Here is a 23995-nt window from a genome sequence, read left to right as displayed (position 1 = left end):
TGCAATCTTTTTCTTGATCGAGCCGCCACCAACTGACTTGCTTGGCAAAGGGGCGTCCATGTACGTCCCGCTGAACTTCTCACGGCCAAGGCCGTGGGCTCACCCGCGTTCGCAGGAACTGCGGCCTTTTCGTTCGATTCGCTTTCTGGCGGCTCGGGCGGGAGGGTTCACGCCCTGCCGTTTTTCCCGTGGGAAGTTCACGGTACGCCAACCCGTCCGAGCTGCCGCCCTTCATCCCTCATGACCGCGCGGCGGAATCTGTCGCAGTCGCGTCCGACGCAGGAGGCCAGCATGAGGAAAACCAGCAAACCCCTTTCGACAACCCTTGTCCCCACCGATCGACCCGGGGATGCGCCGCCGCGGCCTGCGAGCAGCCAGGCCATTCTGGAACAGGCGCGCGACACCTTGCGAGAGGTCGGCACGCTCGCCCGCGCGGCGACCGGCATCGCCTGCGACCCCATCCTGGCAGGCGAGAACTTCGGCGACCTGCGCACCCGCGTCCGGGTGCTGCAGCTGCTGGTCGACCGCGTCGGTTCGGTGGCGGAGTCGGGTTTGCGCCGGCTCGACGACGGCCTGGCCTGACGCCGCCGCCGCTTCGCGCGCAAGGCGATATTTCGCGCGGCCCGCCACCGGAGCGTCGGCCGCCGAATCAAGGATGGAAGGCTCAGCTCCAAAAAAGTAGCCATGCTCGTGCCTTCCTCCCCGGCGATCCCGCCCGCCGGCCTGCCGCCTTTGTGGAACGACTCCGCGAATTCCACGGTGAAGCGGGCGGAAACCGGCGGCATCGCTGTGCCGTCCTTCTCCCCGGGCGACACCGACGAGCCGATGTGGGACGACTCCGCCTTCTCCATCCCCGACGACGATATCGCCCACGCCTACCGCCAGCGCCGCAACGTGCTGGGCCGGCTGGGCGACATGTTCGGCGCCTGGTATCCACGGCCGCGCCGGCCGGGGCCGGTGCAGGCCGAGCTGGCGCTGGCGAGGATCGGCCAGATGCTGTGGGACATCCGCCGGGGCAGGGCGTCCATCGACGGCCGCGCCCGCAGGCTCCGGCTGGAGTCGCTGCAGGCACTCGGCGGCCGCAAGTCGCTGCGCGGCCAGGAGTTCGACCGGCGCTACCACGCCATCGGCCGTTTCGTGCGGCGCGCGGGTGTGCGTCTGGAGCGCGAACTGCGCCAGGTGTCCGAGCCGTTTGCCTCCGTCGTGCGCGACGAGATGGACTTCGCCATGGGCCTGGCCTGGCGCTACCTGATCCATGGAAGGCCGGTGCCCCGGCAGTTGTTCGACGAGGCCGCCAGGCAGATCCAGTGCCGCATCCGCTGGCTGGAGCAGCGCTGGACGCTCAACCACCTCTACTGGCTGTGGGCCCGCTTCGCCTGCTGATTCACACCCGCAGGCCGGCTCGGAAGCCGCGCGAGGCGTAGTAGGACTGCGGTCCGTTGTGATAGGTGAAGACGCGGCCGTAGCGCCCGTCGCAGAAGATGGCGCCGCCGACGGCGCGGATCTCGTCGGGCGCCAGCACCCAGCTGGAGGTCTTCAGGTCGAATTCGCCGAAGGCCTGCAGCTCGCGGTATTGCGCTTCGCTCAGCAGCGACACACCCATGGCCTCGGCCAGGCCCAGGGCGCTGCCGGCGGGCTTGTTTTCCTTGCGGGCCTTGAGGGCTGCTTCGTCGTAGCAGAGGCTGCGCCGGCCCAGCGGGCTTTCCGGGGCGCAGTCGCAGAAAAGCAGGGCGCCGTTGCCGTCGGCCGCGCCGACGACGTCGGGCTCGCCGCCGGATTTCTCCATCTCCTGCAGGGCCGCCAGCTTCTGCGGGCTGGCCTGCAGGCGGGCCGCGACGGCGGTCCAGGCCAGGCCGGGATGGCGTTGCGGGTTCTGCTCGAAGCGCTGCCTGAGGGCCTGGACCAGGGCTGCATGCGGTGCGGAACTCATGCCGGGCCTCTTCAGCCGCGCCGGGCCGCTTCGATGGCCGCGATGTCGATCTTCTGCATGTGCATCATCGCGGCGAAGGCCCGCTGGGCGGCGGCGCGGTCGGGGTCGGTGACGGCCGCGGTCAGCGCCCGGGGCGTGATCTGCCAGGACAGGCCCCAGCGGTCCTTGCACCAGCCGCAGGCGCTCTCCTGGCCGCCGTTGCCGACGATGGCGTTCCACAGGCGGTCGGTCTCTTCCTGGTCGTCGGTGGCGATCTGGAAGGAGAAGGCTTCGGTCTGGCGGAAGGCCGGGCCGCCGTTCAGGCCCAGGCAGGGGATGCCGGCGACGGTGAATTCCACGGTGAGCACGTCGCCCTGTTTGCCCGAGGGATAGTCGCCGGGCGCGCGGTGCACGGCCTTCACCGCGCTGTCGGGGAAGGTGCGGGCGTAGAACTCGGCGGCTTCGAGGGCACTGCCGTCGTACCAGAGGCAGATGGTGTTCTTGCTGGTCACACGGGACTCCTTTCTGGATGGCTGGTGATGGCCGCCCGGCCGGTGGCGACAGGGCCGCGCTGCGCATTGTCGTGGGCCGTCCAGACCTTGGCGACCCTCAGTTCCCGCTCTTCTGGAACACCACGGCTCCGTTCACATTACCCAGCGTGGCATTGCCGGTGACGGCATAGGTCAGCCCCGCCCGCATCGCGGCGGCGCCGCTGAAGACGCCGTTGATCACCGCCGGTATCGCCGTGCCCGAGGCCGCGGCCGGCACGATGGCCGCCGCGGCCAGGCCCGGCTGGCGGAACTGGCCGTTGCCGGAGACGTTGTAGCTGCCGCCGGCGAAACTCAGGTCCAGCCGTGTGGTCAGCGTGGCGGCGGTGAAGTCCACCGACATCGACGCCGCGTTGAGCGTGCCCGCACCCAGGGTGGACGAGACCGGCGCGCTGCCGCCGACCATGCTGTAGCTCGCCGTGCCCGTGGTCGGCATGGAGAGATCCGGCGTGGGTGTGGCCACGATGTAGTGCACGTTGGTGACACCCGGCGGGCCGGAGACACCGCTGACCGTGCCGGCCTCCCAGCTGCCCCAGCCGATGAAGTCGGCGCTGCCGGGCGTGCCCAGGCCGCCGGCGCCTGCGCTGCTGGCGGTGAGGGTGCCGGTCTTTCTCAGGTTGGGCTGGCTGCCGCGCGGGCTGAAGTCGGTGAGTTCGCTGCCGTAGAACGCGACCTTGTCGCCGTCGCTGGTGAGGTTCTGCTGGACCGGGGTGCCCGCGTTGCCGATGTAGGCGAAGGTGGCGGCGTAGGCCGTCGCCCTGTCGCCGCTGAGGCTGGGCGTGAGCCCGCGCAGGCCGGCCTGCTCCAGCGCCAGGGCGCCGCCGAAGCCGCCGACATTGGCGGTGCTGCCCTGGAAACTCAGGCCCACCTTGCTGCCGCCCAGCCCGGAGAAGAAGCCCTGGGCCGAGCCGGTGCCGCACTGGTCGGCGCCGCTGCCGCAGTCGGCGCCGGACAGCGACAGGGCGCCCGAGAGCGTGGCGCCGCTGCCCACCAGCGTGCCGCTGGCGGTGTAGCTGCTGGAGATGGTGCTGGCGCCGGCCACATGGGGCAGGGTCAGGCCGAGCGACAGCTGGCCCAGGCTGCTGCTGGTGCCGAGGAAGTCGACCGTCAGGGTGGCCGAGTCGACCGAGCCGGCCAGGTTGCGGTCGGTGTAGACCGGCGTGGCGGCCGCCATCACATAGCTGCCGCGCTGGCCGGCCAGGGCGCCGAGCAGGGCGGTGGGGATGCCGGCCACGTAGGCGAAGCGGGCGTCGTTGCTGTTGCTGGCGCCGGAGGTCCAGCTGGCGCCGTCCCAGCTGCCCAGGACCAGCAGGTCGCCGAACAGCACCGATCCCGACTGGTAGGACGTCGCGCCCTGGGTGCCGGTGCGTATGGCCGTGGCGGAGGCCGTGCTGAACTGCTGCGGCTTGCCGTTGGCATCGAAGCCGGCGTCCGCGTTCTGCCATTGCCGGGACTGGGTGGCATAGCCGCTGCCGGTGCCGGTGATGCTGGTGGCGATGCCGGTGACGGTCAGGCCGCTGGCCGTGGAGACCGGTGCGGGGGCAGGTCCTGGAGCCGGCGGCGGTGGCGGCGGCGGTGGCGGTGGCGGCGGCGGTGGCGTGGGTGAGGCTGGCGGCGCCGGGGTCGGCGCTGACGGAGGCGCTGGCGAGGCCGGCGGGGTTGGCGTCGGAGCCGGCGCTGTCCCGCTTCCGTCGGTCGGCGAAGGCGCGGGTGTCGGTGTGCTCCCGGATCCGTTGCCCGGGCCGGGCGCGGGCGAAGGTGTGGTCCCCGGCGCGGGTGCCGGCGGCGGTGCCATGCCCCGCGCCGCCGCGGCCTGGGCCAGCACCACCGTCCGGCCGGCATCGTCGCTCTGGTTGGCCACGGCCTGCGCGGCCTGCACGGGGGCGGCCACCGGCAGGCTGGCGCGTTCGCCGGTACGGCTGGGCAGCTGGTTTCCGCGGCCGGGCTGCACCAGGGCGCTTTCGCCCACGCTCAGGCCCACGCAGCCGGCGGAGTTGCAGACCTCGATCGCGTCCTGCTCGCCCGCCACCTTCAGGTTGCGGTCGTTGCTGTCGTAGAAGGCGGTGAAGGCCGAGCCGCGGATGCCGATCAGGGCCACCGGCGTCTCCACCTGGTAGTTGTCGTGGTTGCGTTTGCCGATCAGGCCGGTGATGGAGCGCAGGCCGCCCTGGATCAGCTTGACCAGATAGCGGTCCTGCTTCGGATCCTGCCGGTCGGCGTATTCGGTGATGGCGAAGCGGGTGGCGGGCTGCAGCGCGACCAGGCCGCCGTCGCTGAAGCGGATCTGCAGCCGGCCGTCGGCGCCGGTGGCGAGCTGGTCGCCGCTCTGCACCGCCTCGCCCTTCTTCAGGGGCAGGGTGGCGCCTTGCCGTTGCACGGTCACGTCGCCGATGCTGAACTGCACGACGCCGGCGGCGGTCTGCGCCTGCCCGGCCAGCGGATAGACGGCGGCGATGGCCAGGGCGAGCGTGGCGGGCCGAAAGCGGAAAGGCGATGTCATGTTCAGAAATCCCGGCGGGCATTGACCGACAGCACGGCCTTGTGGAAATCGGCGATCGGCGAATTCGATTCCACCCGGGTTAGCGCCAGCTGCGGCGTCACGCGCCAGAGCGGCGCCGGATCCCACAGCAGGCCGAGGTTGAGCGTGGCCTGCTTGTCCTCCCGGCGCACCAGGAAGAAGGGATCCTCGCCGCCATAGAGCCGTCGCTCCCAGCCGAGCGTGGCGAAGCCCGCCAGCGTGGCCGAGACCGGCGCCTGCACCCCGGCCCGCAGGCCGACCAGGCGGTGGCCGAGCTGATCGACGTTGTCCGCCCGCGTGGCCTCGCGGCCCACATAGGCGCCGCCATAGGCCAGCTGGCCGCCGGCGAAACGGTGGGCATAGGAGGTGCCGAGCACCGTGCGGTCGGTATCGCGCAGATGCTGCTGCGGATAGTGCAGGCGGGCGTATTGCAGGTAGCTGTCGAACTGGCGGAAGCCGTCGAGGCGGTAGACCCATTCGGCGGTGCCGCCGGCCGTCTGGCGCAGGGTGTCGCTGCCGTAGCGGAAGCTCGACAGCTGCGTCGCCAGGATGAGTTCGTGCCGCTCGTGGCGGTAGGAGACGCCCGCATTGGCATCGGCCTGCGCAGTGTCCATGCCATGCACGGCCGAGGTATTGGGCCGGGCGCTGACGCTGGCCCCGCCGATCACCGACCAGCGCGGATCGACCACATAGCGCCCGGCCACCCCGGCGCCGGCACTGGCGAAGCTGGATTCTCGCCGCACGCCGGCCGGGTCCAGCGTCAGGATCAGGCCGCCGAAGACGGGCACCGCCACGTTGGCGCCGGTGGGGCCGCTGTTGACGTTGCTGTCGTAGCCGAAGCCGCCTTCCACATAGCCGCGCACCGAGGAACGGCTGGCGTCTTCCACCCGGGCGATGGCGTTGAGGAACTGGTCGATGGTGCGTGCCGCGCCCTCGGGCACCTGGCCTTGCCGCGCCTGGCTCAGCAGGGTGTGGGCGGCCTGGTTGTCGCCCACGGCGAACAGGGCGCGGCCGAGTTCGGCCTGGATGCGCGCCTGTCCGGGCATCACCGCCAGGGCCCGCTCCAGCGCCAGGATGGCGCGCGGATAGTTGCCGATGTCGTTGGCCGAGATGCCGAGCACGGTGTCGAAATCCGGGTCGCCCGCGCGCTCCACCTCATGGCTGGAGAGCATGTCGAAGGCGGCCTGGGCCTGGCCGGACTGCTGAAGGCCGATGGCATCGCGCACCAGGGCGTCGATCTCCGCATGGGCGCCGGTCGCCAGGCAACTGGCGGCGAGCAGGACGAGGGCTGCTCGCGTCTGGCAAAGGGGCATGGGGGGGCTGTGTGGGTGAGAGGTGATGTACCGGCTTTCTGTATTTTCGTCACAAACCGGCCGAAGTTGAGCGAAAAGCGGCGCAGCACGCCGTGTAGGCATTTTTCCTACAAGCCCCTCCCGGAACCAGACATCACACACAGGGAACGCCGACTTCAGTTCCGTATCCGCCAACTTCACAATTCATTCACCGCATCGACACCTTCGCAATCCGGCTGAAGGGCAGAGATGAACCAGGCAAGGACACCACGATGAACACCGAACAACTGCTCGCCGAGATCCGTAACGCCAACCTGGTCTATCTCAACGTGGCCCAGAAGCTGATCGAGATGGACAAGGCCGAAGCCATGGCCAGCCTGGGTGTCAGCGCGCAATCGGCCGACCTGCTCAGCGGCCTGGACGCCCACCAGCTCGACAAGCTGGCCGGCGGCAGCACCCTGCTGTGCCGCTTCCCGATCAACGACGACACGGTGTTCGGCCTGCTGACCAGCTCGAAGGCTCCGGCCAGCCGGTTCTCGCTGGGTGGCTTGATGGCCGAGGCGGCCTGATCCGCAGGTTCTAGCCAGCGCCCGGTTTCATCCAGGGCTCCCGGCAGCCCAGCGGCGGCCAGGCCGGGGTGAACAAGGTTTCCATGGCCGCGGACAGGGCGAGCACGCCCTTGTCGTCCAGATGTTTCCCCATGATCTGCAGCCCGACCGGCCGGCCATCGCGCGTCAGCCCGACCGGCACCGATGCGGCCGGCAGCCCTGTCAGGTTGCCCAGGGCCGAGAAGGCCAGCCAGGCGCTGCCGGCGTTCACTTCCTTTCCATCGATCACCGAAGGGCCGGCGATGTCCAGGCCGAATGCTGCGCAGGCCGTGGCGGGGGTCAGCAGGAAGTCGTAGCGCTCCATGAAACGCCAAGTGGTGCTGACCACCTTCTTGCGTTCGAAGAGCGCTTCGGTGAAGGCATCGGCCGTCCATTCCCGCTCCAGCAGGCTGGCCAGCCAGCCCTGCAGTACCACACCTTGTTCGGCGGCCATGCGGCGCAGGCCCTGGCGGTCGGTGTCCATCGCCACCAGGGTTTCGAAGGCGGCGCCGTAGTGGGTGAGGGCGGGCTGGTCGGATTCGAGGCGGCAGCCCAGCAGGGCCGCCAGCCGCAGGGCGGCGGCTTCGGTGATGGCGCGCACCTCCGGGTCCACCGTGGCGAAACCCAGGTCGCCGCTGTAGGCCAGCCTTGTACCGCGCAGGGTGTCGGCGGGCGGAATCGACCAATCGGTGATCTCCATCGGCAGCGAGAAACGGTCCTTGGCGGATGGGCCGGACATGACCGACAGCGCCAGGGCCGCGTCGGCCACGGTGCGGGTCATCGGGCCGATGTGTTCCAGGGACTCCCAGCTGGAGATGCCGGGGAAACGCTCGTCCCGGCAGCCCGGCCAGGCCGGCACCCGGCCCATGGACGGCTTGATTCCGTAGATGCCGCACAGCGCGGCCGGCGCGCGCACCGACCCGCCGCCATCGCTGCCGATGGCCAGCGGCACCAGGCCGGCGGCCACGGCCGCGCCGGAGCCGGCACTCGATCCGCCCGGCGTCAGGTCCAGGTTCCAGGGGTTGCGGGTGGTGGGGAACAGGGCGTTGTGGCCGAAGGCGCCGTAGCCGAATTCCGAGGTGTTGGTCTTGCCGACCACGATGGCGCCGGCCGCGCGCAGGCGCTCGACCACCACATCGTCTTCGTCGGGCACATGATCCGCATAGAGCTGGGACCCGAAGGTGGTGCGCAGGCCGCGGGTGCAGATCAGGTCCTTCACCGCTACCGGCACGCCGGCCAGCGGGCCGACCGGATCGCCTCGGGCGATGCGCCGATCCACCTCGCGGGCCGCGTCGCGGGCGCCGGCTTCGTCCAGGGTGCAGAAGGCGTGCAGCGAGCCGTCCAGCGCGGCGATGCGGGCGAAGGTCTCGTCCACCAGCGATTCGGCGCTGGCCGTACCGCTGCGCACCGCCTCGGCGATGTCGGCGATGCCGGTGGCGCAGTCCTTGCACGCGGTGGGGTTCATCTCAGCTTCCATTTCGATCCGGTCTCCCGACATGTCCTTGATCTTTTCCGCATTCCAGCTCGGGCCCCTGCGGCTGAAGAACCGCCTGGTGATGGCGCCCATGCAGCAGTACCGCGGCGCGCCCGACGGCAGCGCCACCGCCTACCACCCGCTGCACTACGGCCGCTGCGCCGAGGGCGGCATCGGCCTGATCGTGGTGGAGTCCACGGCGGTGGCGTCCAACGGCCGGCTGTTCAAGGACGACATCGGCATCTTCCATGAGCGCCACGTCGCGCCGCTGCGGGCCGTGACCGATGCGGTGCATGCCCACGGCGTGCCGGTGTTCATCCAGCTCTCGCATGGCGGGCGCAAGTCGAACCCGCCAGCCGCAGAGCGCCTGCTGGCGCCCAGCGCCATCGCCTTCGACGGCAGCTACGGAAAGCCCGAGGCGATGAGCGAGCAGGACATCGCCGATGCCGTGCAGGCCTTCGCCGACGCGGCCCGCCGCGCGGTGGCCGCAGGCTTCGACGGCATCGAGCTGCATGCGGCGCATGGCTATCTCATCCACCAGTTCCTGTCGCCCTTGAGCAACCGGCGCGAGGACGGCTACGGCGGTTCGGCCGAGGGCCGGCAGCGTTTTGCCATGGAAGTGCTGGCGGCGGTCAGGGCGGTGGTCGGCGCGGACTACCCGGTGAGCCTGCGTGTCTCGGCCAGCGATTACGTGGAAGGCGGCCTCACGCCCGAGTCCGTGGCCGCCGCCGTCAACGCCCTGGCGCCGCTGGGCCTGGCGGCGGTGCATGTGTCTTCCGGCGGCCTGCTGCCGATCGCGCCGGCCAGCAGCCAGCCGGGCTACCAGCTGGGCTGGGCGCAGGCGATCCGGCAGGCGGTGTCCATCCCAGTGATCGCGGTGGGCGGCCTGCACCGCAGGTCGCTGATCGAGCAGGTGCTGGCCCAAGGTCAGGCCGATCTGGTGGCGATCGGCCGGCCCATCCTGGAGCGGCCGGATTTCATGACCGACAAGCTGGCCTCGGTCTCGTTCGAGGGCTGAGGCTTCAGGTAGCCGACCAGCATCTCGTGCGCCAGCACCCGGTGTTCCGCCAGCCAGGCAGGGTCCAGCAGGTCGGTGCCGAAGATGCGCGACAGGGTGTGGCCGTGCGCCCGGCTGTAGTAGGCCAGGCTCACCATGGCGGTGTAGAGGTGCAGGGCATCGATGCCGGCGCGGAAGGCGCCGCTGGCCTCGCCGCGCCGCAGCAGGCCGGCGATCAGGTCCAGCACCGGCGAGGCGGCGGCGCGGATGGCGTCGGAGCGCTGCAGGTGTTTGGCGTGGTTCATGTTCTCGAAAGCCAGCAGCCGGCCCAGCTCGGGGCGGGCGCCGAAATGGCTGTCGATGAAATCGAACATGGCCAGCACGCCTTCCAGCGGCTCGACGGCTTCGAAGTCCAGCTGCATCTCGGCCGCGCGCAGGCGCAGCAGCACGTCCTCCAGCACGCTCACATACAGCGCATCCTTGCCGCCGAAGTAGTGGTAGAGCATGCGGATGTTGGACTTGGCGCGCCGGGCGATCTCCTCGGTGCGGGCGCCGCTGAAGCCCTTGGCGGAGAACTCGGCCACGGCGGCCTTGAGGATGCGGGCGCGGGTGCGGGCGGGGTCGCGGGCGGCGGCCTTCTTCTTCGGAGCAGGTTTCGGGATGACGGGCATCGTGGGATTGTCCCCGCGCCGCTCAGGCCGGCTGCTGCGCCAGCGCGCTCAGCATCCGCTGCGAATCGCTGACGAAACCGAAGCACTTTTTCACGTTCCAGACCGTGGCCTGGGTGCAGAAATCCGGCGAGGAGGTGGCGCAGCAGTCCTCCAGCATCACGCAGCCGTAGCCCAGGAAATTGGCATCGGTCAGCGTGTGCAGCACGCACTGGTCGGTGTTGCAGCCGGCGAAGAGAACCGTCTTCACGCCCAGGTTGCGCAGGATGCTGTCGAGCGGGGTGTCCCAGAAGCCGCTGATGCGGTGCTTGTCCACCCGGATGTCGCCGGGCAGGGGCGCGAGTTCGTCCACGATGGCGGCGGCCCAGGAGTCCTTCTCCAAGACGTTGCCGCGCCCCTCGGGCAGCGGGTCGCCCAGGCCGGTGCCGCTGCCGCTGTTCTTGTAGAGGTGGATCTGGTTGGGCGGCATGTTGGCCAGGTCCGGCCGGTTGCCCCAGTTCACCCAGATGACGGGCACCCCGGCTTCGCGCAGGGCCGGCAGCAGGGCCTGCAGCGGCGCGATGGCGGCGCGGTCGGCGGCGTAGTTGCCGCCGATATGGTCCACCCAGCCGCCCTGGGTGCAGAAGTCGTTCTGCATGTCGATCACCACCATGGCGCTACGGCGCAGGTCGATCACCAGGTTCTGCGGCTCGGCGGCCAGGCGCAGGGGGCGGGGCGCGGGCGCGGGCATGGCCATGTCGACCTGTTCGGCCGTGGCGCGCCAGTGGTAGTGCGGTGCGGTGCCCAGGGCGCCGGGAATGTGCGTCGTATCGATCTGCATGGTGCTGCTCCAGCTTGGGTATGGACGGGGCACCGCCGCGGTGCCGGGCTTGGCGCCTTTGTGGTGCCAGCCGCCCCGCGGCGGCCCGAAAACGGGTGGCACCGTTCTTGCGAACGCTCGCCCCGACTCGTCCATCAGGTAATTGTTTAGTTACTTACGCACTCTCCCTAGCGAAAGGAATGCCAATGTCCAAGCCCCTGTCCAAATTCACCTCTTTCGCCTCCATCGTGGCAGCCACCCTGGCCCTGGCCGGCGCCGCGCAGGCGGCCGGCCCGGTCACCGTCGGTGTGCTGATCCCCGGCTCCAAGTCCGACAAGGGCTGGATGGAATCCGGCTACGACGGCCTGGCCGCCGCGCAGAAGCAGTACGGCGACAAGATCAAGGTGCAGATGATCGAGAACATCAACTACGCCGACATGGAACAGGCCCTGGTCAACCTGGCCAGCAAGAACAGCCTGGTGATCGGCGTGGGCGGGCAGACGCAGGCGGCCGTGATGAAAGTGGCCAAGCGCTTTCCCAAGACGCATTTCTCCATCGTCGGCGGCAGCAAGGGCGACGAGGTGGCCAACGTGGCCGGCTACGACGTGAAGCAGGCCGAGATCGCTTTCGTGGCCGGCGCCTCCGCCGCCATGCTCAGCAAGAGCGGCGTGGTGAGTTATGTGGGCGGCATGGAGATCCCGTCCATCGTCAACGCCGGCAAGGAGTTCGGCAAGGGCGCGGCCTACATCAACCCCAAGATCAAGTACGTGGAGAACTACACCGGCGACTTCGACAACGTCGCCAAGTCCAAGGAAGCCACGCTGGCCGCCATCGCCCAGGGCGCGGATGTGCACTATCACATCCTCAACCTCGGCCTGCGCGGCATGGAGCAGGCGGCCAAGGAGAAGGGCACCCACATCATCGGCAGCTACACCGACCGCTGCGGCAGCGATCCGCTCTACCCGGCCTACAGCATCACCGGCGTGGGCTACGAGGTGCAGTACGCCATCGACCAGGCGGTGTCCGGCAGCTGGAAGCCGGGCTACAAGCCCTTCGGCCTGGCCATGGGGCCGAAGGCTTCGGACATGGTGATCTGCAAGGGCACGGCCGAGCAGAAGGCCAGGATCGAGGCGATCAAGAAGGACATTCAGAGCGGCAAGATCAAGGTGCTGGAAGGCTGATCCGGTGCCGCTGCTCGAACTCGACGGCCTGGGCAAGAGCTTCGGGCGGCTGCGGGTGCTCGACGACATCTCGCTGTCGCTCGAAGCCGGCGAGGTGCACTGCCTGCTCGGCGAGAACGGCGCGGGCAAGTCCACCCTGTGCAACCTGATCTTCGGTGTGCATGCACCCGACGGCGGGACGATGAAGCTCGACGGCGCCCCCTACCGGCCGGCGCGGCCGGCCGATGCGCTGGCGCAGGGCATCGCCATGGTCCACCAGCATTTCAGCCTGGTGCCCGATGTGAGTGTGGTGGACAACCTGCTGCTGGGCCAGTCGCGCGGCGTGCTCAAGCGCGCCGAATGCGCCGAGCGGATGCAGGCGCTGGGACAGCGCTACGGCATGCCGCTCGATCCCTATGCCAAGGTGTCCGACCTGTCGGTGGGCGAGCGCCAGCGAGTGGAGATCGTCAAGTGCCTGATGCGCGAGCCGCGCCTCTTGGTGCTGGACGAACCCACCGCCGTGCTGCTGCCCGACGAGATCCAGGCCCTGCTGCAGGTCTGCCAGCGGGTGGCCGAGCAGGGCTGCGGCGTGGTGCTGGTGACGCACAAGCTGGCCGAGATCCGCCAGGTGGCGCGGCGCGCGACCGTGCTGCGCGGCGGGCGCATCGTGGCGCGCTCGGACCAGCCGGCCGAGGACATCACGAGCCTGGTGCGCGCCATGATCCAGCGCGACCTGGCCGACCCCTCCGACGTGCTGCCCGCCGCGCCCGCCCGCGCCGCCACGCCATCGGGCGAGGCCGAACCGGTGCCGGCCCTGATGGTCGATGGCCTCACGGTGCGCGACGCCCAGGGCGTGACCCGGCTGGATAACTTCACGGTGATGGTGGCGCCGGGCGAGATCGTCGGTGTGGCCGGCGTGGAGGGCAATGGCCAGGTCGAACTGGCCGGCGTGCTCTCCGGCCTGATGGACAACACCGAGGGCCGCTTCTTCGTGGCCGGCGAGGATCTGACCGGCCGCAGCGCCGGCGCGATCACCGCCGCCGGCGTGGGCATCGTGCCCGAGGACCGCCATGCCTCCGGCTGCGTCACCCAGATGAGCGTGGCCGAGAACATGCTGCTCAACCGCCTGGGCGACTACCGCCGCTGGGGGCTGCTGGACCGCGCCGCGTTGAAGCGCGATGCGCAGCAGCTGATGTTGACCTACGACGTTCGCGCGGCAGGCCCGGATGCGGCCTTCAGCGGCCTGTCCGGCGGCAACCAGCAGAAGGCCGTGCTGGCGCGTGAACTCACCACCGACGGCCTCAAATTTCTGATGGCCGCCCAGCCCACCCGTGGCCTGGACGTGGGTGCCGTGGAAGCCGTCTACGGCCACATCGTCGGCGCCTGCGCACGCGGCGTGGGCGTGCTGCTGATCTCCTCCGAACTGGACGAACTGCTGCATGTGGCCGACCGGATCCTGGTGCTGTACCGGGGCCGGATCATGGGCGAGTGCGAGGCCCATGCCTCGCAGCGCGAACGCATAGGCGCCTGGATGGCGGGACAGACCCAATGAACCAAGCAACACGATGGACGAATGTCCTGCAGGACCAGCGGGCGGTGCTGCTGTCCCTGGCCGCGGTGGTCGGCGCCCTGGTGCTCGGCCTGCTGCTGGTGGCCGCCATCGGCGTGCCCATGGGCGATGCCGTGGCCGCCTTCGCCGACGGCGCCTGGGGCTCACCCTATGCGCTGGCGGCCTCCATCAACCGCAGCCTGGTCTTCACCCTGGTGGGGCTGGGGTTCGTGCTGGCCAACCGGGCCAACCTCACCAATGTGGGCGGGGAAGGGCAGATCGCCATCGGCGCCATCGCGGCCACCGCCGTCTGCCTGCATCCGGGCGTGGCGGGGTTGCCGGTCGGCCTGGGTTTCGTGCTGCCGATGCTGGCGGCCTGCGTCTGCGGCGGGCTCTGGGGCGCGCTGATCGGGCTGCTGAAGGTGAAGGTCGGCACCAACGAGGTGATCAGCAGTTTGATGCTGTCCTTCATCGGCGTCTGGCTGCTCTACGGCAGCGTGCAGAGCGAGGCCCTGCTGCGCCAGCCCATGACCAGCTCCAGCACCTTGCCGGAATCGCTGGAGATACCCGATCCCACCAAACTCCCGCTGCTGACCGGCGACGCCGGCATGCCGCTGCACTGGGGCCTGCCGCTGGGCATCGTGCTGGCGGTGCTGGTGGCCGTGGTGCTGCACCGCACGGTGTTCGGCTTGCGCCTGAAGGCCGTGGGCCTCAATGCCTTGGCGGCACGCAAGGCGGGCATCGCCATCGCGCCGGCCATCGTGGGCGTTTTCTTCGCGGCCGGCGCGCTCGGCGGCCTGGCCGGATCGATGATGCTGCAGGGCGAGCAGTACAGCCTGAAGGCCGGCTTCTCCTCGGGCTACGGCTTCGACGGTCTGGTGGTGGGCCTGCTGGCGCGCGGCTCGGTCATCGGGGTGGTGGCGGGTGCGCTGCTCTTTGGCTTCATCCGCTCAGGCGGCATCAACATGGAAATGACGGCCAATGTGCCCAGTTCGCTGGTGCTGGTGATCCAGGGCGTGATCATCGTGGCGCTGGCCGGCTCGGCCCGCTGGATGGACAAGAAGGGAGCTGCACGATGAGCGATCCGGCCAGCGGCGCGATGGCCGCCGTCTTCGCGGGCTCCACCCTGCGCCTTGCGGTGCCGCTGCTGCTGGGCGCCACCGGCGAGCTGGTCAGCGAGCGGGCGGGTGTGCTCAACATGAGTGTGGAAGGGATGATGCTGACCGGCGCCTTCGCCGGCGCGGTCGGCGCGGTCTACACCGGCAGCCCGGCGCTCGGCCTCCTGATAGGCGTGCTGGCGGTGCTGCCGGTGGCGCTGCTGCAGGCCTTTCTCAGCATCACGCTGCGGGCCAACCAGGTGGTGACCGGCATCGGCATCAACATCCTGGTGCTGGGGGCGACCACGCTGGCCTATCGCGAGATCTTCGGTGGCCGCTCGCGCGCCGAGGTCCCGGGCTTCGACAAGTGGCATCCGCCGCTGCTGTCGCAGATTCCGGTGTTCGGCGACGCGGTGTTCACCCAGGTCTGGCTGGTGTACCTGGCGCTGGCGCTCGTCGCGCTGGTGGCCTGGACGATGCGCTACACGGCGCTGGGCCTGGCCCTGCATTCGGCGGGCTCGGAGCCCAAGGCGGTGGACAAGTCCGGGTTGTCGGTCACTGCCGTTCGCTACGGCGCGGTGGTGTTCACCGGCGTGCTGTCGGCCATCGGCGGATGTTTCCTGTCGATCGGCGATATCCATACCTTCACCGAAGGCATGACGAGTGGCGCGGGCTATCTGGCGATCGCGGCGGTGATCTTTGGCAACTGGAAAGTGGGGCGCATGCTGCTGGCCTGCCTGCTCTTCGGCGCGGCCACGGCGCTGCAGTTCCAGCTGCCGGCGCTGGGGATCCAGGTGCCTAATGCGATCCTGATCATGCTGCCTTATCTGCTGGCCTTGCTGGCTGTGGGGGGCTGGTGGGGCGGCAGAGTGCGCCGGCTTATTTGACGCAGCCCTACGTGCGCTGAGGGCCTTGTCCGCGTTCCGCTCGTTCTTCCCGCGCTACTCGACCGACCGCAGCAGGAAATCGTGCGTCTCCAGCCAGCACCAGGTTCTCAGCGGATACCGGGCTGTGGCGTCTGGCGGGCAGCGCGGCCTGTCGGCGCCGTCCGGACCCGGGCCTGCGTTATTGCGCTCGAAGAGCGTATCCATCTCGCGGTCCATGAACCGCACGGTAGTCTGCTCGAATGCTGCGTCGATGCGCTGCTTGCGCGCGAAGCGTTCGGGGTCGTCGCCTCGCGGCGGCTCGCAGCGTGTCTCGAAAAGCGCCGCGACCCGGGGAAAGGCCTCGGACTGCACGCGGTCCTGGTTCATCGCATAGCGGAAAAGCGTGTCCTGGTAGGCCGTCAGGCAGCTACTGCCCGGCGCCCCCTTCTGCGCGGCCGGCAGATGCAGTTCGCCCGCCCAGAGCATTTCGTTGACCATGCTGAGCCAGCCGGCGCTAACGTAGACGGTGCTGCCATTGATGCGTTGCTGCGAACGCATGATCGGAATGGGCGTTGGAACGACCACGATCTCCACCTGCTCGTACAGACGTTTCTGGGTGGCCTGCCGCTCGGTCGGTTTCTGGTCCTTGGACTCCACGGTGGCCTCCAGCGGGCGCAGCCGGACCTTGCGCCAGCCCTCCACGGTGGCGACGAAATGTTGTTGCAGGCGCTGTGAAACGCTTTGCGGCCGCGGCGCAGGCCGAGCGGCTTCGGCGGGCCAGGCGGCGGTCGTCACGGCAAGCGACGCGGCGGCCAGCAGGGCAGGAGCGATGCGCCGGTTCATGAGGGATTGGCCTTCTTGGGGAGCATGCATTTGTCCAGCCAGTACGCGTGCAGGTAATTGGGCAGCGCGCCGGAAACGGCCTCGGTTCGTTTGCCTTTGAGTTCACCCCGCGTGCAGGTCAGCGTGACCGCCACCGGCAACCAGCACTGAATGCTGGACGGCGGCAGTTCTCGATTCAGGTGAAAGAGTCGAAGGTCACCGGGGCGCAGACTTTCGCTGTACGCCTTTTCGAACGCCGGCTGCGAGCCGATGTCCGGATTGACAGCGAGATGCTCCACTGCCATCTGGCCTTGCCCTTCGTTGAGCAAGGCCAGATAGAGCGCCGGCGCAGTGCTTCCGCTGGCATCGGTGTCGGGGCCCAGGTACCACGCGGCCCGGAACGGCTCGCAAGAAGGTGGCGTCGTCGAGCAGCCGGCCAGGGTCAACACCAGCGCCAGCAGCAGCGCGGTCGAAGCGGCGGGTTTCATCGTGAGCCTTCCTGCCCGCGCACATTACGGCGCGGTCCGATGTCTTTGATCGAATTCTTCAGGTCGTCGATGGCCTTGGTCAGGCCGGGTTCGGCGGGCAGCTTCTTGTTCAGGTCCGCGAGCGTGACGTTGAGGTCGGCGATGGTGGCTGCCAGCGCCTTGCTCGAAGACGCACCACCGGTGCCGATGGCGAGCGTGAGTTTCTGGATCCACTCATCAAGTGTCTGCAGTCGGGTGATGATCGTTTTGACGGCCTCTGCGTCCGTCCGCGCCTGCTGGAGCCGGTCTGCTGCGGAGGAGATGTCCTTCGCGGCCTTGCTCAGCTCTGTCGCCGACGTCAGGATCGAAGAGGCATCCACGTTGATCGCATCGCGCTGCCGAAGGGCCTGGAGGTCGCCGGGATCCAGCCGCAGGGGGGCGGCCTCCATGCGCATCGACAGGCCTTCACGCAGCAGCGTGCGGTCGGCCGCGGAGAGCGATATTTCGGCCGGGGCCAGCGCCACCGTGCCGGCCACGCCCAGCGTGCCGCCGACGGTGAGCGCCGCCGCCAGCGCGGCGCTGTGACTCCACTGCCCCACGGCCTGACCCAGGCCCACGCCCGTCGCCATCGGCCGCATCGCTGCCGCGACCGGGACGGCCGGTGCCAAGGCCCGGGGCGGCGGCGTCGTCTCCTTGGGCCAGGCCCAAATGCCACGCTGCTCGCCCAGCGCCGCTTCGGCAGTCAGGTAGCCCAGCAGCCGGTAGCTTTCGAACTGCCGTTCGTCAAAGAAGGGATCGGCGGTGGTCTGGTGCGGGAAGCGCCGGGGATCGTCCAGCGCGCTGCCGGGCGCAGCGCTCATGTCGGCATAGGCGGCGAGTTCGGGCGCGTCGTGGTCGCGCAGCAGCATAGGCTTGAGCACCACCAGCTTGCCGTCTGCGTCCGGATGGCTTCCGTCGCGTGCGGAGTAGCAGATGGGAGCCTCCAGAAAACGCTGGAATTCGCTGGCGCGGCCAGGGCCGGGCAGCACGGCCGGCAGCCCGATCTCGATGCCAAGATCCACCCGTATCTTGCGCACCACGTCGAGCAGGTCGGCCCACTGGTAGCGGCCGTCGCAGGTCGCGTCGACCACCACGATGCGGCGGCAGCGCCGGCGCACCATTTCGAACAGGCCCAGGTTGTCGAAATGGCCGCCGTCCGAGAGGTAGACGAAGTCTTCGTCCTCGCCGGTCGAACCGAAGGCTTCGGCGAGGTTGACCTCGATGCCCAGCGGCGGCTGCTTCTGGTTCCAGTACCGGCGTTCGGGGTGGGGGGCCCACCAGCCCAGCCGGACGTTGAACAGCGTCATCACGAAGCCCACCAGCGGCGAGCTGTGGTAGCCCATGTTGGGGGTGGCCGCGGCGCCGGAGATAGTCATCGCCCGGCCGAGTTGCATGCCGCCCATGTAGGTCTTACTTGAACGGAAGCCGACGTTGAAGGCGCCGCAGTGCATGGGCGTGGCAATGAAGGGGGCCGCCTTGCGCTGCTGCCAGTCGAGCCGCTCCGGTGTGGGCCGGACCATGTTCAGGGCCATGTTGATCACCGGGTACAGACGCGGTTGGCGGGCCTGTTTTTGCGCGTGGGCGTGGGGCGTCAGGTCCAGCGGCGCCTCGAAGTCGCTCAGCGGTGGGTTGTCCTCCTCGTCGAAGTCGGTGAACCAGTGCGGTTTGCGCTCTTGCCGGCCGGTGCCGAGGTAGGCCCGCACCAGGCGGTTGCCGTACATGCCATGCAGTGAAAAATTGTTGGCTCCCATGCGCCAGGCGAACAGGCCCGCCAACAGCAGCAGGCTCAGTCCCGCGCCGAGCGGCACCCACCATTCGGCCGCCAGCAGCACATGGCGATAGACCCGGGCTGCGGCCGATCCGCCTACCCGCAGACCATAGGGGTCGACGCCAAGGGATTCTGCGTCCTGTACCGTTTGCCGGCCTGCCTGGCCTTGCTGTGCCGCGTCCCGGGCGCTCTGTTCGCTCTCGGCAACGAGGGCGGTTTGTTCACGCAGGAAGTTGGTCTCGGCGGAGATGTCGCGAAGGCAGATCCGCTCCGTCCAGTCCCAGTGGTGGCAGCGGTCCAGCGCGGCGCTCCAGCCCAGGGAGATGGCCAGCAGCACCGTCAGCACGACCAGGCCGGCCATCAGCTCGAGCAGCTTGATGCCGGTGGCGTTGACCACGCTCTGCGCCTTGCGCTTGACTTCGTCGTAGTTCTTGCTCCAGTAGCCGAGCAGGCTGGTGAGCACGCCCAGCACGCCGCTGCCCAAACCGAACTGCACAGCGGTAGGCCCCTGCGCGCCGAGCCGGTCCAGGATGGGCAGCGGCAGCCAGATCACCAGGCCGAAGGCGGCCATCCAGCCCAGGGAGAACTTCAGCCACTGCGCCGTGGCGCGGGCCCACCATTCGCGGTCGCTCTCGCTGGTGTCCTGGCTCATCAGGCCGGCGTACAGCGTCATCGCCAGCCAGAAGGCAGCGGTCATGGCCGGCACCGCGAAAGTGGCATAGAGCAGGCGTTGCTGGTCGGTGGTGGGCGGGCCGTCGTCCGGTGCGCCGAGCTGGGCCAGCACCAGGTAGCTGAGCGCGCCTCCGAGTGCGCCCACGGCGATCACGGCTGCTGCGCCGCGCGCCGTCTTGGTGCGTGTCGGCGTGCCGCGGGAGATGCGGGCCAGGGCACCAAGGCTGGCCCCCAGCAGGTGTGCGCCGACGCCTGCACCGACGAAGACGCTCCAGTGGACCGCGCGCAGATCGGCCTGCCAGGCGCCCAGCACGCTCAGCAGCACGGCTGCACCGACGATGAGCAGGAAAGCCCACCGGCGGAATCTGCTGCGCAAACGGCTGCGGCGTTCCGGCGTTGCGGGCTTGCCGGGCGGATGAAAGGTGGGCAGATCGGCCGCCACGTAGGCGATGCCTGCGACGATGTGCGCCATCACGACCGGGATCACGAAGGCCCATACCGTCTCGGAGAAAGGGGGCATTGGCGTACCGAGCAACGCGACGTAGAAGCGCGGAAGCGCTACGGCGGCGGCCAGCAGCGGCAGCCAGACCAGCACGTTGAGCAGCAAGTTGCGCACGAAGATCGCCACTAGGCTGAACGCATCGCCGGAGAGCCCGCCGGTCGGGCTGAGGTAGTTGCTGAAGGCGCGCAGCTGGGCCACCGGATCCGGCGGTCGGCCGTCTTCCGGCTTGGCCGCGCCGCAGCCGCGGGCCATGCTGTTCAGCCACTCCAGGGCATCCTCGCCTCGGTTCCGTGCCTGTACCAGCGAGTTGACCAGCCAACTGCCTATGTAGCCACCGCCGCTGACCGTCGAGACATAGTGCATGTCCTGCAGCTGTCCCTTCTGGGCCATCCACTGCAATACGCCCAGGCTGAATGTGGCACTCCGGATGCCGCCGCCCGACAGGCAGAGCGCGGACGGGGCGGGGTGTTCGGCATCCGGGCCCATGTGTTCGAAGCGTTCTTCCAATCGGCGTGTGTCCGGAGCCGTCCAGGCACTACCCGGGAACAAATGGGCGTACTCAGCGAGAAGGACGTTCCGCCAGTCCAGGGTCTCGTCCCGAGGTGTCTGTTTGAGCCGTCGGCTAGCCATAGCTACCTCGTAGAGGTCGTTTGCAAGCGCTCCGGCGATCGGACGCGGTGTCATCTCCGCGCCCGGCCGCCACCAAACATTAGTTTCAATTTATTTCAAATTTTTGTCCATCACCTGATTGGGTGATGCGCTAGCCGGCCGCCTCGGGTGGCCGATCGTTCTCAATCCACACCTTGGTCGCATCCCCCACCCGCGACAGCTGCATGTGGTACTCATAGCGCTCCGGGTGATAGAGCCCCGTGAGGAACTGCACCGGCCGCCCCTGGTCGTCCACCGCCACCCGCGACACCCGCAGCAGCGGCACGCCGGCCGCCACCCGCAGGGCCTCGGCCACATGCAGGTCGGCCAGGGCGGCGCCCAGGGTCTGGTCGGCCGACACCACCCGCACGCCGTGCCGCTCCAGCGCCACCAGCATCGGCATTTCCTGCAGCACGGTCTTCTCCACCGCCGGCGCCAGGTCCTGCGGCAGGAAGACTTCCGTATAGGCGATCGGCTGGCCCTTGAACCTGCGCACCCGCACCACCTTCAGCACCCGGGTGCCGGGGGCGAGTTGCAGCGCCTCGGCGGCATGCGAGGGGGCGGCGATCAGCCGGCGCTCCAGCACCGTCACGCGGGTGCGCAGGCCCATAGTGACGATGTTGTCCAGCAGGCCGCCACGCAGCTTCAGGTGGGGCGGCAGCTCGGCCTGCGCCGCCGGCAGCGTGCCCTTGCCGCGCAGGCGCAGCACCAGGCCTTCCTCCTCCAGCCGGGCCAGGGCCGAGCGCACGGTGACACGGGCCACGCCGAATTCCTCGGCCAGCAGGCGTTCGCCCGGCAGCGGCAGGCCTTGCGGGTAGACGCCGGTCTTCAGCCGCTCGCGCAGGATCAGGCGCAGCTGGTGGAAGCGGGGCAGGGCGGTGTCGGCAGTGGGCATGGCCGGCACTGTAGCCCCGGGGCCGAAGCGGCTATTCGTACTTCTTGCCGCTGGCCAGCATCTCGGGCGTGCCGATCACCTGGTTGAGCCGGTCGAACTGCAGCATTTGCGGCCACCAGGGTTCGGTGGTGCCGTGCTCGCGCAGGCTGGCCAGGTAGCCCTGCAGCGCGAAGCTGAGCGCACGCACCGTGCCGCCGGGGAAGATTGCGATGCGGTAGCCCAGGGCCTGCAGCTGCTCGCCGGGCAGGATGGGCGTCTTGCCGCCTTCGACCATATTGGCCAGCATGGGTGCGCGGTGCGACAGGCGCTGCAGAGCGGTGGCCATGTCCGCCTGGGTGCGCAGGGCCTCGACGAAGAGCACGTCGGCGCCGGCCTCGGCATAACGCTCGGCGCGCTCCAGAGCGGGCTCCAGGCCTTCGACCGCCACCGCATCGGTGCGGGCGATGATGAGGGTGCCGGCATCGCGCCGCGCATCGCAGGCCGCGCGGATCTTGCCGGCCATCTCGGTGCTGGAGATGATGGTCTTGCCGTCGAGGTGGCCGCAGCGCTTGGGGCTGGTCTGGTCCTCCAGCTGGATGGCCGTGGCGCCGGCGCGCTCCAGCAGGCGCACCGTGCGCTGCACGTTGAGGGCGTTGCCGAAGCCGGTATCGGCATCCACGATCAGGTGCAGGCCGACCCGCTCGCGGATGTTGCCGGTGACATTGGCCACGTCGTCCAGCGAGAGCAGGCCGATGTCGGGCCGGCCGAAACGGGTGTAGGCAATGCTGGCGCCGGAGAGGTAGGCGGCCTCGAAGCCGGCCTGCTCCACCAGCAGGGCGGAGAAGGCGTCGTACACGCCCGGGGCGGTGACGATGGCGGGCGACTGGAGCCGGGTCTTGAAATCGGTGCTCATGCGGTGTCTTTGGAGGTGAGGGCCGCGCGTTCGGCCGCGAGGCGTTTGGCAAGATGGGGCAGCAGGCCGCCGTCGCGGATCATGGCCACCAAGTGGGGGGGAATCGGTTCGCAGGCGAGCACCCGGCCGCTGGCGTGGTCGAGGATGCGGGCGCCGTCCAGGTCGCAGGCCACCGGGGCGCCATCGGCCACGGTGTTCGCCTCGGGGCAGACCAGCAGCGGCAGGCCGAGGTTGAAGCCGTTGCGGTAGTACAGGCCCGAGAAGGACACGGCCACCACGCAGGCGATGCCCATGTGGCGCAGCACCTCGGCGGCCTGCTCGCGGGAAGAGCCCGCGCCGAAGTTGCGGCCGGCGAAGATGATGTCGCCCGGCCTGGCTTCCTGCGCGAAGCGCGGCTCCAGCGATTCCAGGCAGTGCCTGGCGATCTCGGCGATGCCGAACTTCATGTAGCCGCCGGGAGCCAGCAGGTCGGTGTTGAGGTCGTCGCCGAAGACCCAGGCGCGGCCGGTGGCGGGAAAGTCCTGGAGCGGGTTCATGCCAGCATCTCCCGGGGATCGGCCACACGTCCCGCCACGGCCGAGGCGGCCACGGTCCAGGGCGAGGCCAGGTAGACCTGCGAGGCGGCCGAGCCCATGCGGCCCTTGAAGTTGCGCGCCGTGGTGCTGATGGCGACGACATCGTCGCCGAAGGTGTGGGCGCCGTAGCCGGCGCAGGCGCCGCAGCTGTTGGGCAGCAGTTCGGCGCCGGCATCGGTCAGCGCACCGAGCACGCCTTCCGCTTCGGCGCGCGACTGGTCCAGCGCGCTGGCCGGGGCCACCAGCAGGCGCACGCCCTTGGCCACCTTGCGGCCGCGCAGCACCTGCGCGGCCATGCGCAGGTCGTCGAGCTTGGCGCCGGTGCAGGCACCGACGTAGGCCAGGTTGATCGCCACGCCACGCAGCGCATCGGCATCGCGGCCATGGGCGGGGCTGTGCGGCTCGGCCACCTGGGGCGCCAGGGTACTGGCGTCCAGGCGGTGGTCGGCCAGCAGCGGCGCGCCTTCGTCCGTGTGCCAGCCGGCGATGTCCACGTCGGTCGCGCCGGCGGCGGCCAGCCAGTCGGCCGTCACCTGGTCGGGCGCCACCAGGCCGGCCTGGGCACCGAGTTCGGCGGTCATGTTGGAGAGCGTCATGCGTTCCTGCATCGACAGCGCCGCCACCGCCGGGCCGGCGTATTCGACCGCCTGGTACTGGCCGCCGTCCATGCCGAAGCGGGTGCACAGGTAGAGCATCATGTCCTTGGCCGAGACGCCCGGCGGCAGCCGGCCGTCCCAGTGCATGCGGATGGTGTGCGGCACCTTCAGCCAGATCTCTCCGGTGACCAGCACGCCCAGCATCTCGGTGGCGCCCACGCCGAACATATAGGCGCCGAAGGCGCCGCCGGTGGGCGAGTGGCTGTCGCCGCCCACGGCGAACATGCCGGGGCGCAGATAGCCCTTCTGCGGCACGACGACATGGCAGATGCCCTCGCCGTCGTGGAAGCGCCGGATGCCGGCCTCCTTCACCCAGTCGCGCGCGATCTGCACGATGGCGCGGCTGTCGGCGTCGTAGGCGGGCACGTAGTGGTCGGTGACGACAACGACCTTGTCCGGATCCCAGACCCGGGCGCCCAGCTTCTCCAGCATGGGCTTGACGCGCCGGGGCCCGCCCGAGTCATGCATCATGGCCAGGTCGACCCGGCAGGTGAGGATCTCGCCCGGCGTGACCGTCTCGCGTCCGGCGGCGCGGGCGACCAGCTTCTGGGCCAGGGTCTGCGCCGGTGTCTGGGGTGTGGCGGCTGCGGCCATG

Annotated in this window: 22 protein-coding genes; 8 read left to right on the top strand and 14 right to left on the bottom strand. The window is 69.6% G+C overall.

Annotated features, from left to right (window positions below; genetic code table 11):
* Window positions 1-291: 291 nt before the first annotated feature.
* Window positions 292-582, top strand: coding sequence for a hypothetical protein (locus tag GT347_RS06050; RefSeq protein WP_160551106.1), 291 nt, complete (start codon window positions 292-294; stop codon window positions 580-582).
* A gap of 102 nt (window positions 583-684) precedes the next feature.
* A complete protein-coding gene (locus GT347_RS06045; RefSeq protein WP_160551105.1) occupies window positions 685-1383 on the top strand; it encodes a hypothetical protein in 699 nt (232 codons plus the stop codon).
* A gap of 1 nt (window position 1384) precedes the next feature.
* On the opposite strand, the gene GT347_RS06040 is transcribed toward GT347_RS06045, so the two are convergent.
* The 4 genes from GT347_RS06040 to GT347_RS06025 all read right to left on the bottom strand — a co-directional run bounded on the left by GT347_RS06040 (window position 1385) and on the right by GT347_RS06025 (window position 6288).
* Window positions 1385-1930 carry a DUF4256 domain-containing protein gene (locus GT347_RS06040; RefSeq protein WP_160551104.1) on the bottom strand — a complete coding sequence of 182 codons (546 nt, stop codon included), beginning with the start codon at window positions 1928-1930 and terminating at the stop codon, window positions 1385-1387.
* An 11-nt stretch (window positions 1931-1941) separates the two neighbouring features.
* A complete protein-coding gene (locus GT347_RS06035; protein WP_160551103.1) occupies window positions 1942-2421 on the bottom strand; it encodes a VOC family protein in 480 nt (159 codons plus the stop codon).
* A gap of 97 nt (window positions 2422-2518) precedes the next feature.
* Complete coding sequence (locus GT347_RS06030; protein ID WP_160551102.1) at window positions 2519-4957, bottom strand: FecR family protein; 2439 nt, start codon at window positions 4955-4957, stop codon at window positions 2519-2521.
* A gap of 2 nt (window positions 4958-4959) precedes the next feature.
* A complete protein-coding gene (locus tag GT347_RS06025; protein WP_160551101.1) occupies window positions 4960-6288 on the bottom strand; it encodes a surface lipoprotein assembly modifier in 1329 nt (442 codons plus the stop codon).
* A 251-nt stretch (window positions 6289-6539) separates the two neighbouring features.
* On the opposite strand from GT347_RS06025, the gene GT347_RS06020 reads away from it, so the two are divergent.
* Window positions 6540-6836, top strand: coding sequence for a flagellar transcriptional regulator FlhD (locus GT347_RS06020; RefSeq protein WP_160551100.1), 297 nt, complete (start codon window positions 6540-6542; stop codon window positions 6834-6836).
* 10 nt (window positions 6837-6846) lie between these two features.
* On the opposite strand, the gene GT347_RS06015 is transcribed toward GT347_RS06020, so the two are convergent.
* Window positions 6847-8319, bottom strand: a complete 1473-nt coding sequence (locus tag GT347_RS06015) for an amidase (RefSeq protein ID WP_160551099.1) — start codon at window positions 8317-8319, stop codon at window positions 6847-6849.
* Between the two features lie 31 nt (window positions 8320-8350).
* Between GT347_RS06015 and GT347_RS06010 the strand changes: the two genes are divergently transcribed.
* Window positions 8351-9346, top strand: a complete 996-nt coding sequence (locus GT347_RS06010; RefSeq protein WP_160551098.1) for an oxidoreductase — start codon at window positions 8351-8353, stop codon at window positions 9344-9346.
* Here GT347_RS06010 and GT347_RS06005 read toward each other — a convergent pair.
* Both GT347_RS06005 and GT347_RS06000 read right to left on the bottom strand, forming a co-directional pair.
* Entirely contained in the window at window positions 9256-9996 is a 741-nt protein-coding gene (locus tag GT347_RS06005; protein WP_160551097.1) for a TetR/AcrR family transcriptional regulator, read from the bottom strand. The genes GT347_RS06010 and GT347_RS06005 overlap by 91 nt on opposite strands.
* A gap of 22 nt (window positions 9997-10018) precedes the next feature.
* The gene (locus tag GT347_RS06000; RefSeq protein WP_160551096.1) at window positions 10019-10813 is read right to left on the bottom strand and encodes a cysteine hydrolase; all 795 of its coding nucleotides are present in this window, start codon (window positions 10811-10813) and stop codon (window positions 10019-10021) included.
* 185 nt (window positions 10814-10998) lie between these two features.
* On the opposite strand from GT347_RS06000, the gene GT347_RS05995 reads away from it, so the two are divergent.
* Genes GT347_RS05995 through GT347_RS05980 form a run of 4 tightly spaced genes read left to right on the top strand, consistent with a single transcriptional unit; the run spans window position 10999 to window position 15485 of the window.
* Complete coding sequence (locus GT347_RS05995; RefSeq protein WP_160551095.1) at window positions 10999-11973, top strand: BMP family protein; 975 nt, start codon at window positions 10999-11001, stop codon at window positions 11971-11973.
* A 4-nt stretch (window positions 11974-11977) separates the two neighbouring features.
* On the top strand, window positions 11978-13504 hold the full coding sequence (locus tag GT347_RS05990; protein WP_160551094.1) for an ABC transporter ATP-binding protein: 1527 nt from the start codon (window positions 11978-11980) through the stop codon (window positions 13502-13504).
* Complete coding sequence (locus GT347_RS05985; RefSeq protein WP_160551093.1) at window positions 13501-14580, top strand: ABC transporter permease; 1080 nt, start codon at window positions 13501-13503, stop codon at window positions 14578-14580. The genes GT347_RS05990 and GT347_RS05985 overlap by 4 nt, the downstream gene beginning before the upstream one ends.
* A complete protein-coding gene (locus GT347_RS05980) occupies window positions 14577-15485 on the top strand; it encodes an ABC transporter permease (RefSeq protein ID WP_229722732.1) in 909 nt (302 codons plus the stop codon). Before GT347_RS05985 ends, GT347_RS05980 begins: the two co-directional genes overlap by 4 nt.
* Before the next feature lie 54 nt (window positions 15486-15539).
* Here the strand turns inward: GT347_RS05980 and GT347_RS05975 are convergent, their stop codons facing one another.
* The 7 genes from GT347_RS05975 to GT347_RS05945 all read right to left on the bottom strand — a co-directional run bounded on the left by GT347_RS05975 (window position 15540) and on the right by GT347_RS05945 (window position 23994).
* A complete protein-coding gene (locus GT347_RS05975) occupies window positions 15540-16307 on the bottom strand; it encodes a hypothetical protein (protein ID WP_160551092.1) in 768 nt (255 codons plus the stop codon).
* Window positions 16304-16774, bottom strand: coding sequence for a hypothetical protein (locus GT347_RS05970; protein WP_160551091.1), 471 nt, complete (start codon window positions 16772-16774; stop codon window positions 16304-16306). Before GT347_RS05970 ends, GT347_RS05975 begins: the two co-directional genes overlap by 4 nt.
* Entirely contained in the window at window positions 16771-20220 is a 3450-nt protein-coding gene (locus tag GT347_RS05965) for a patatin-like phospholipase domain-containing protein (protein ID WP_160551090.1), read from the bottom strand. The genes GT347_RS05970 and GT347_RS05965 overlap by 4 nt, the downstream gene beginning before the upstream one ends.
* Before the next feature lie 274 nt (window positions 20221-20494).
* Window positions 20495-21277 carry a GntR family transcriptional regulator gene (locus GT347_RS05960; RefSeq protein ID WP_160551089.1) on the bottom strand — a complete coding sequence of 261 codons (783 nt, stop codon included), beginning with the start codon at window positions 21275-21277 and terminating at the stop codon, window positions 20495-20497.
* A gap of 31 nt (window positions 21278-21308) precedes the next feature.
* Entirely contained in the window at window positions 21309-22169 is an 861-nt protein-coding gene (locus tag GT347_RS05955; protein WP_160551088.1) for an isocitrate lyase/PEP mutase family protein, read from the bottom strand.
* On the bottom strand, window positions 22166-22705 hold the full coding sequence (locus tag GT347_RS05950; RefSeq protein WP_160551087.1) for a LeuD/DmdB family oxidoreductase small subunit: 540 nt from the start codon (window positions 22703-22705) through the stop codon (window positions 22166-22168). Before GT347_RS05950 ends, GT347_RS05955 begins: the two co-directional genes overlap by 4 nt.
* Complete coding sequence (locus tag GT347_RS05945) at window positions 22702-23994, bottom strand: 3-isopropylmalate dehydratase large subunit (protein WP_160551086.1); 1293 nt, start codon at window positions 23992-23994, stop codon at window positions 22702-22704. The genes GT347_RS05950 and GT347_RS05945 overlap by 4 nt, the downstream gene beginning before the upstream one ends.
* Window position 23995: the final 1 nt, after the last annotated feature.

The organism is Xylophilus rhododendri, assembly GCF_009906855.1.
Taxonomy (GTDB): Bacteria; Pseudomonadota; Gammaproteobacteria; order Burkholderiales; family Burkholderiaceae_C; genus Xylophilus; species Xylophilus rhododendri.
Note: the sequence above shows the minus strand (reverse complement) of the source record. Positions and strands in the feature narration are given on the sequence as shown.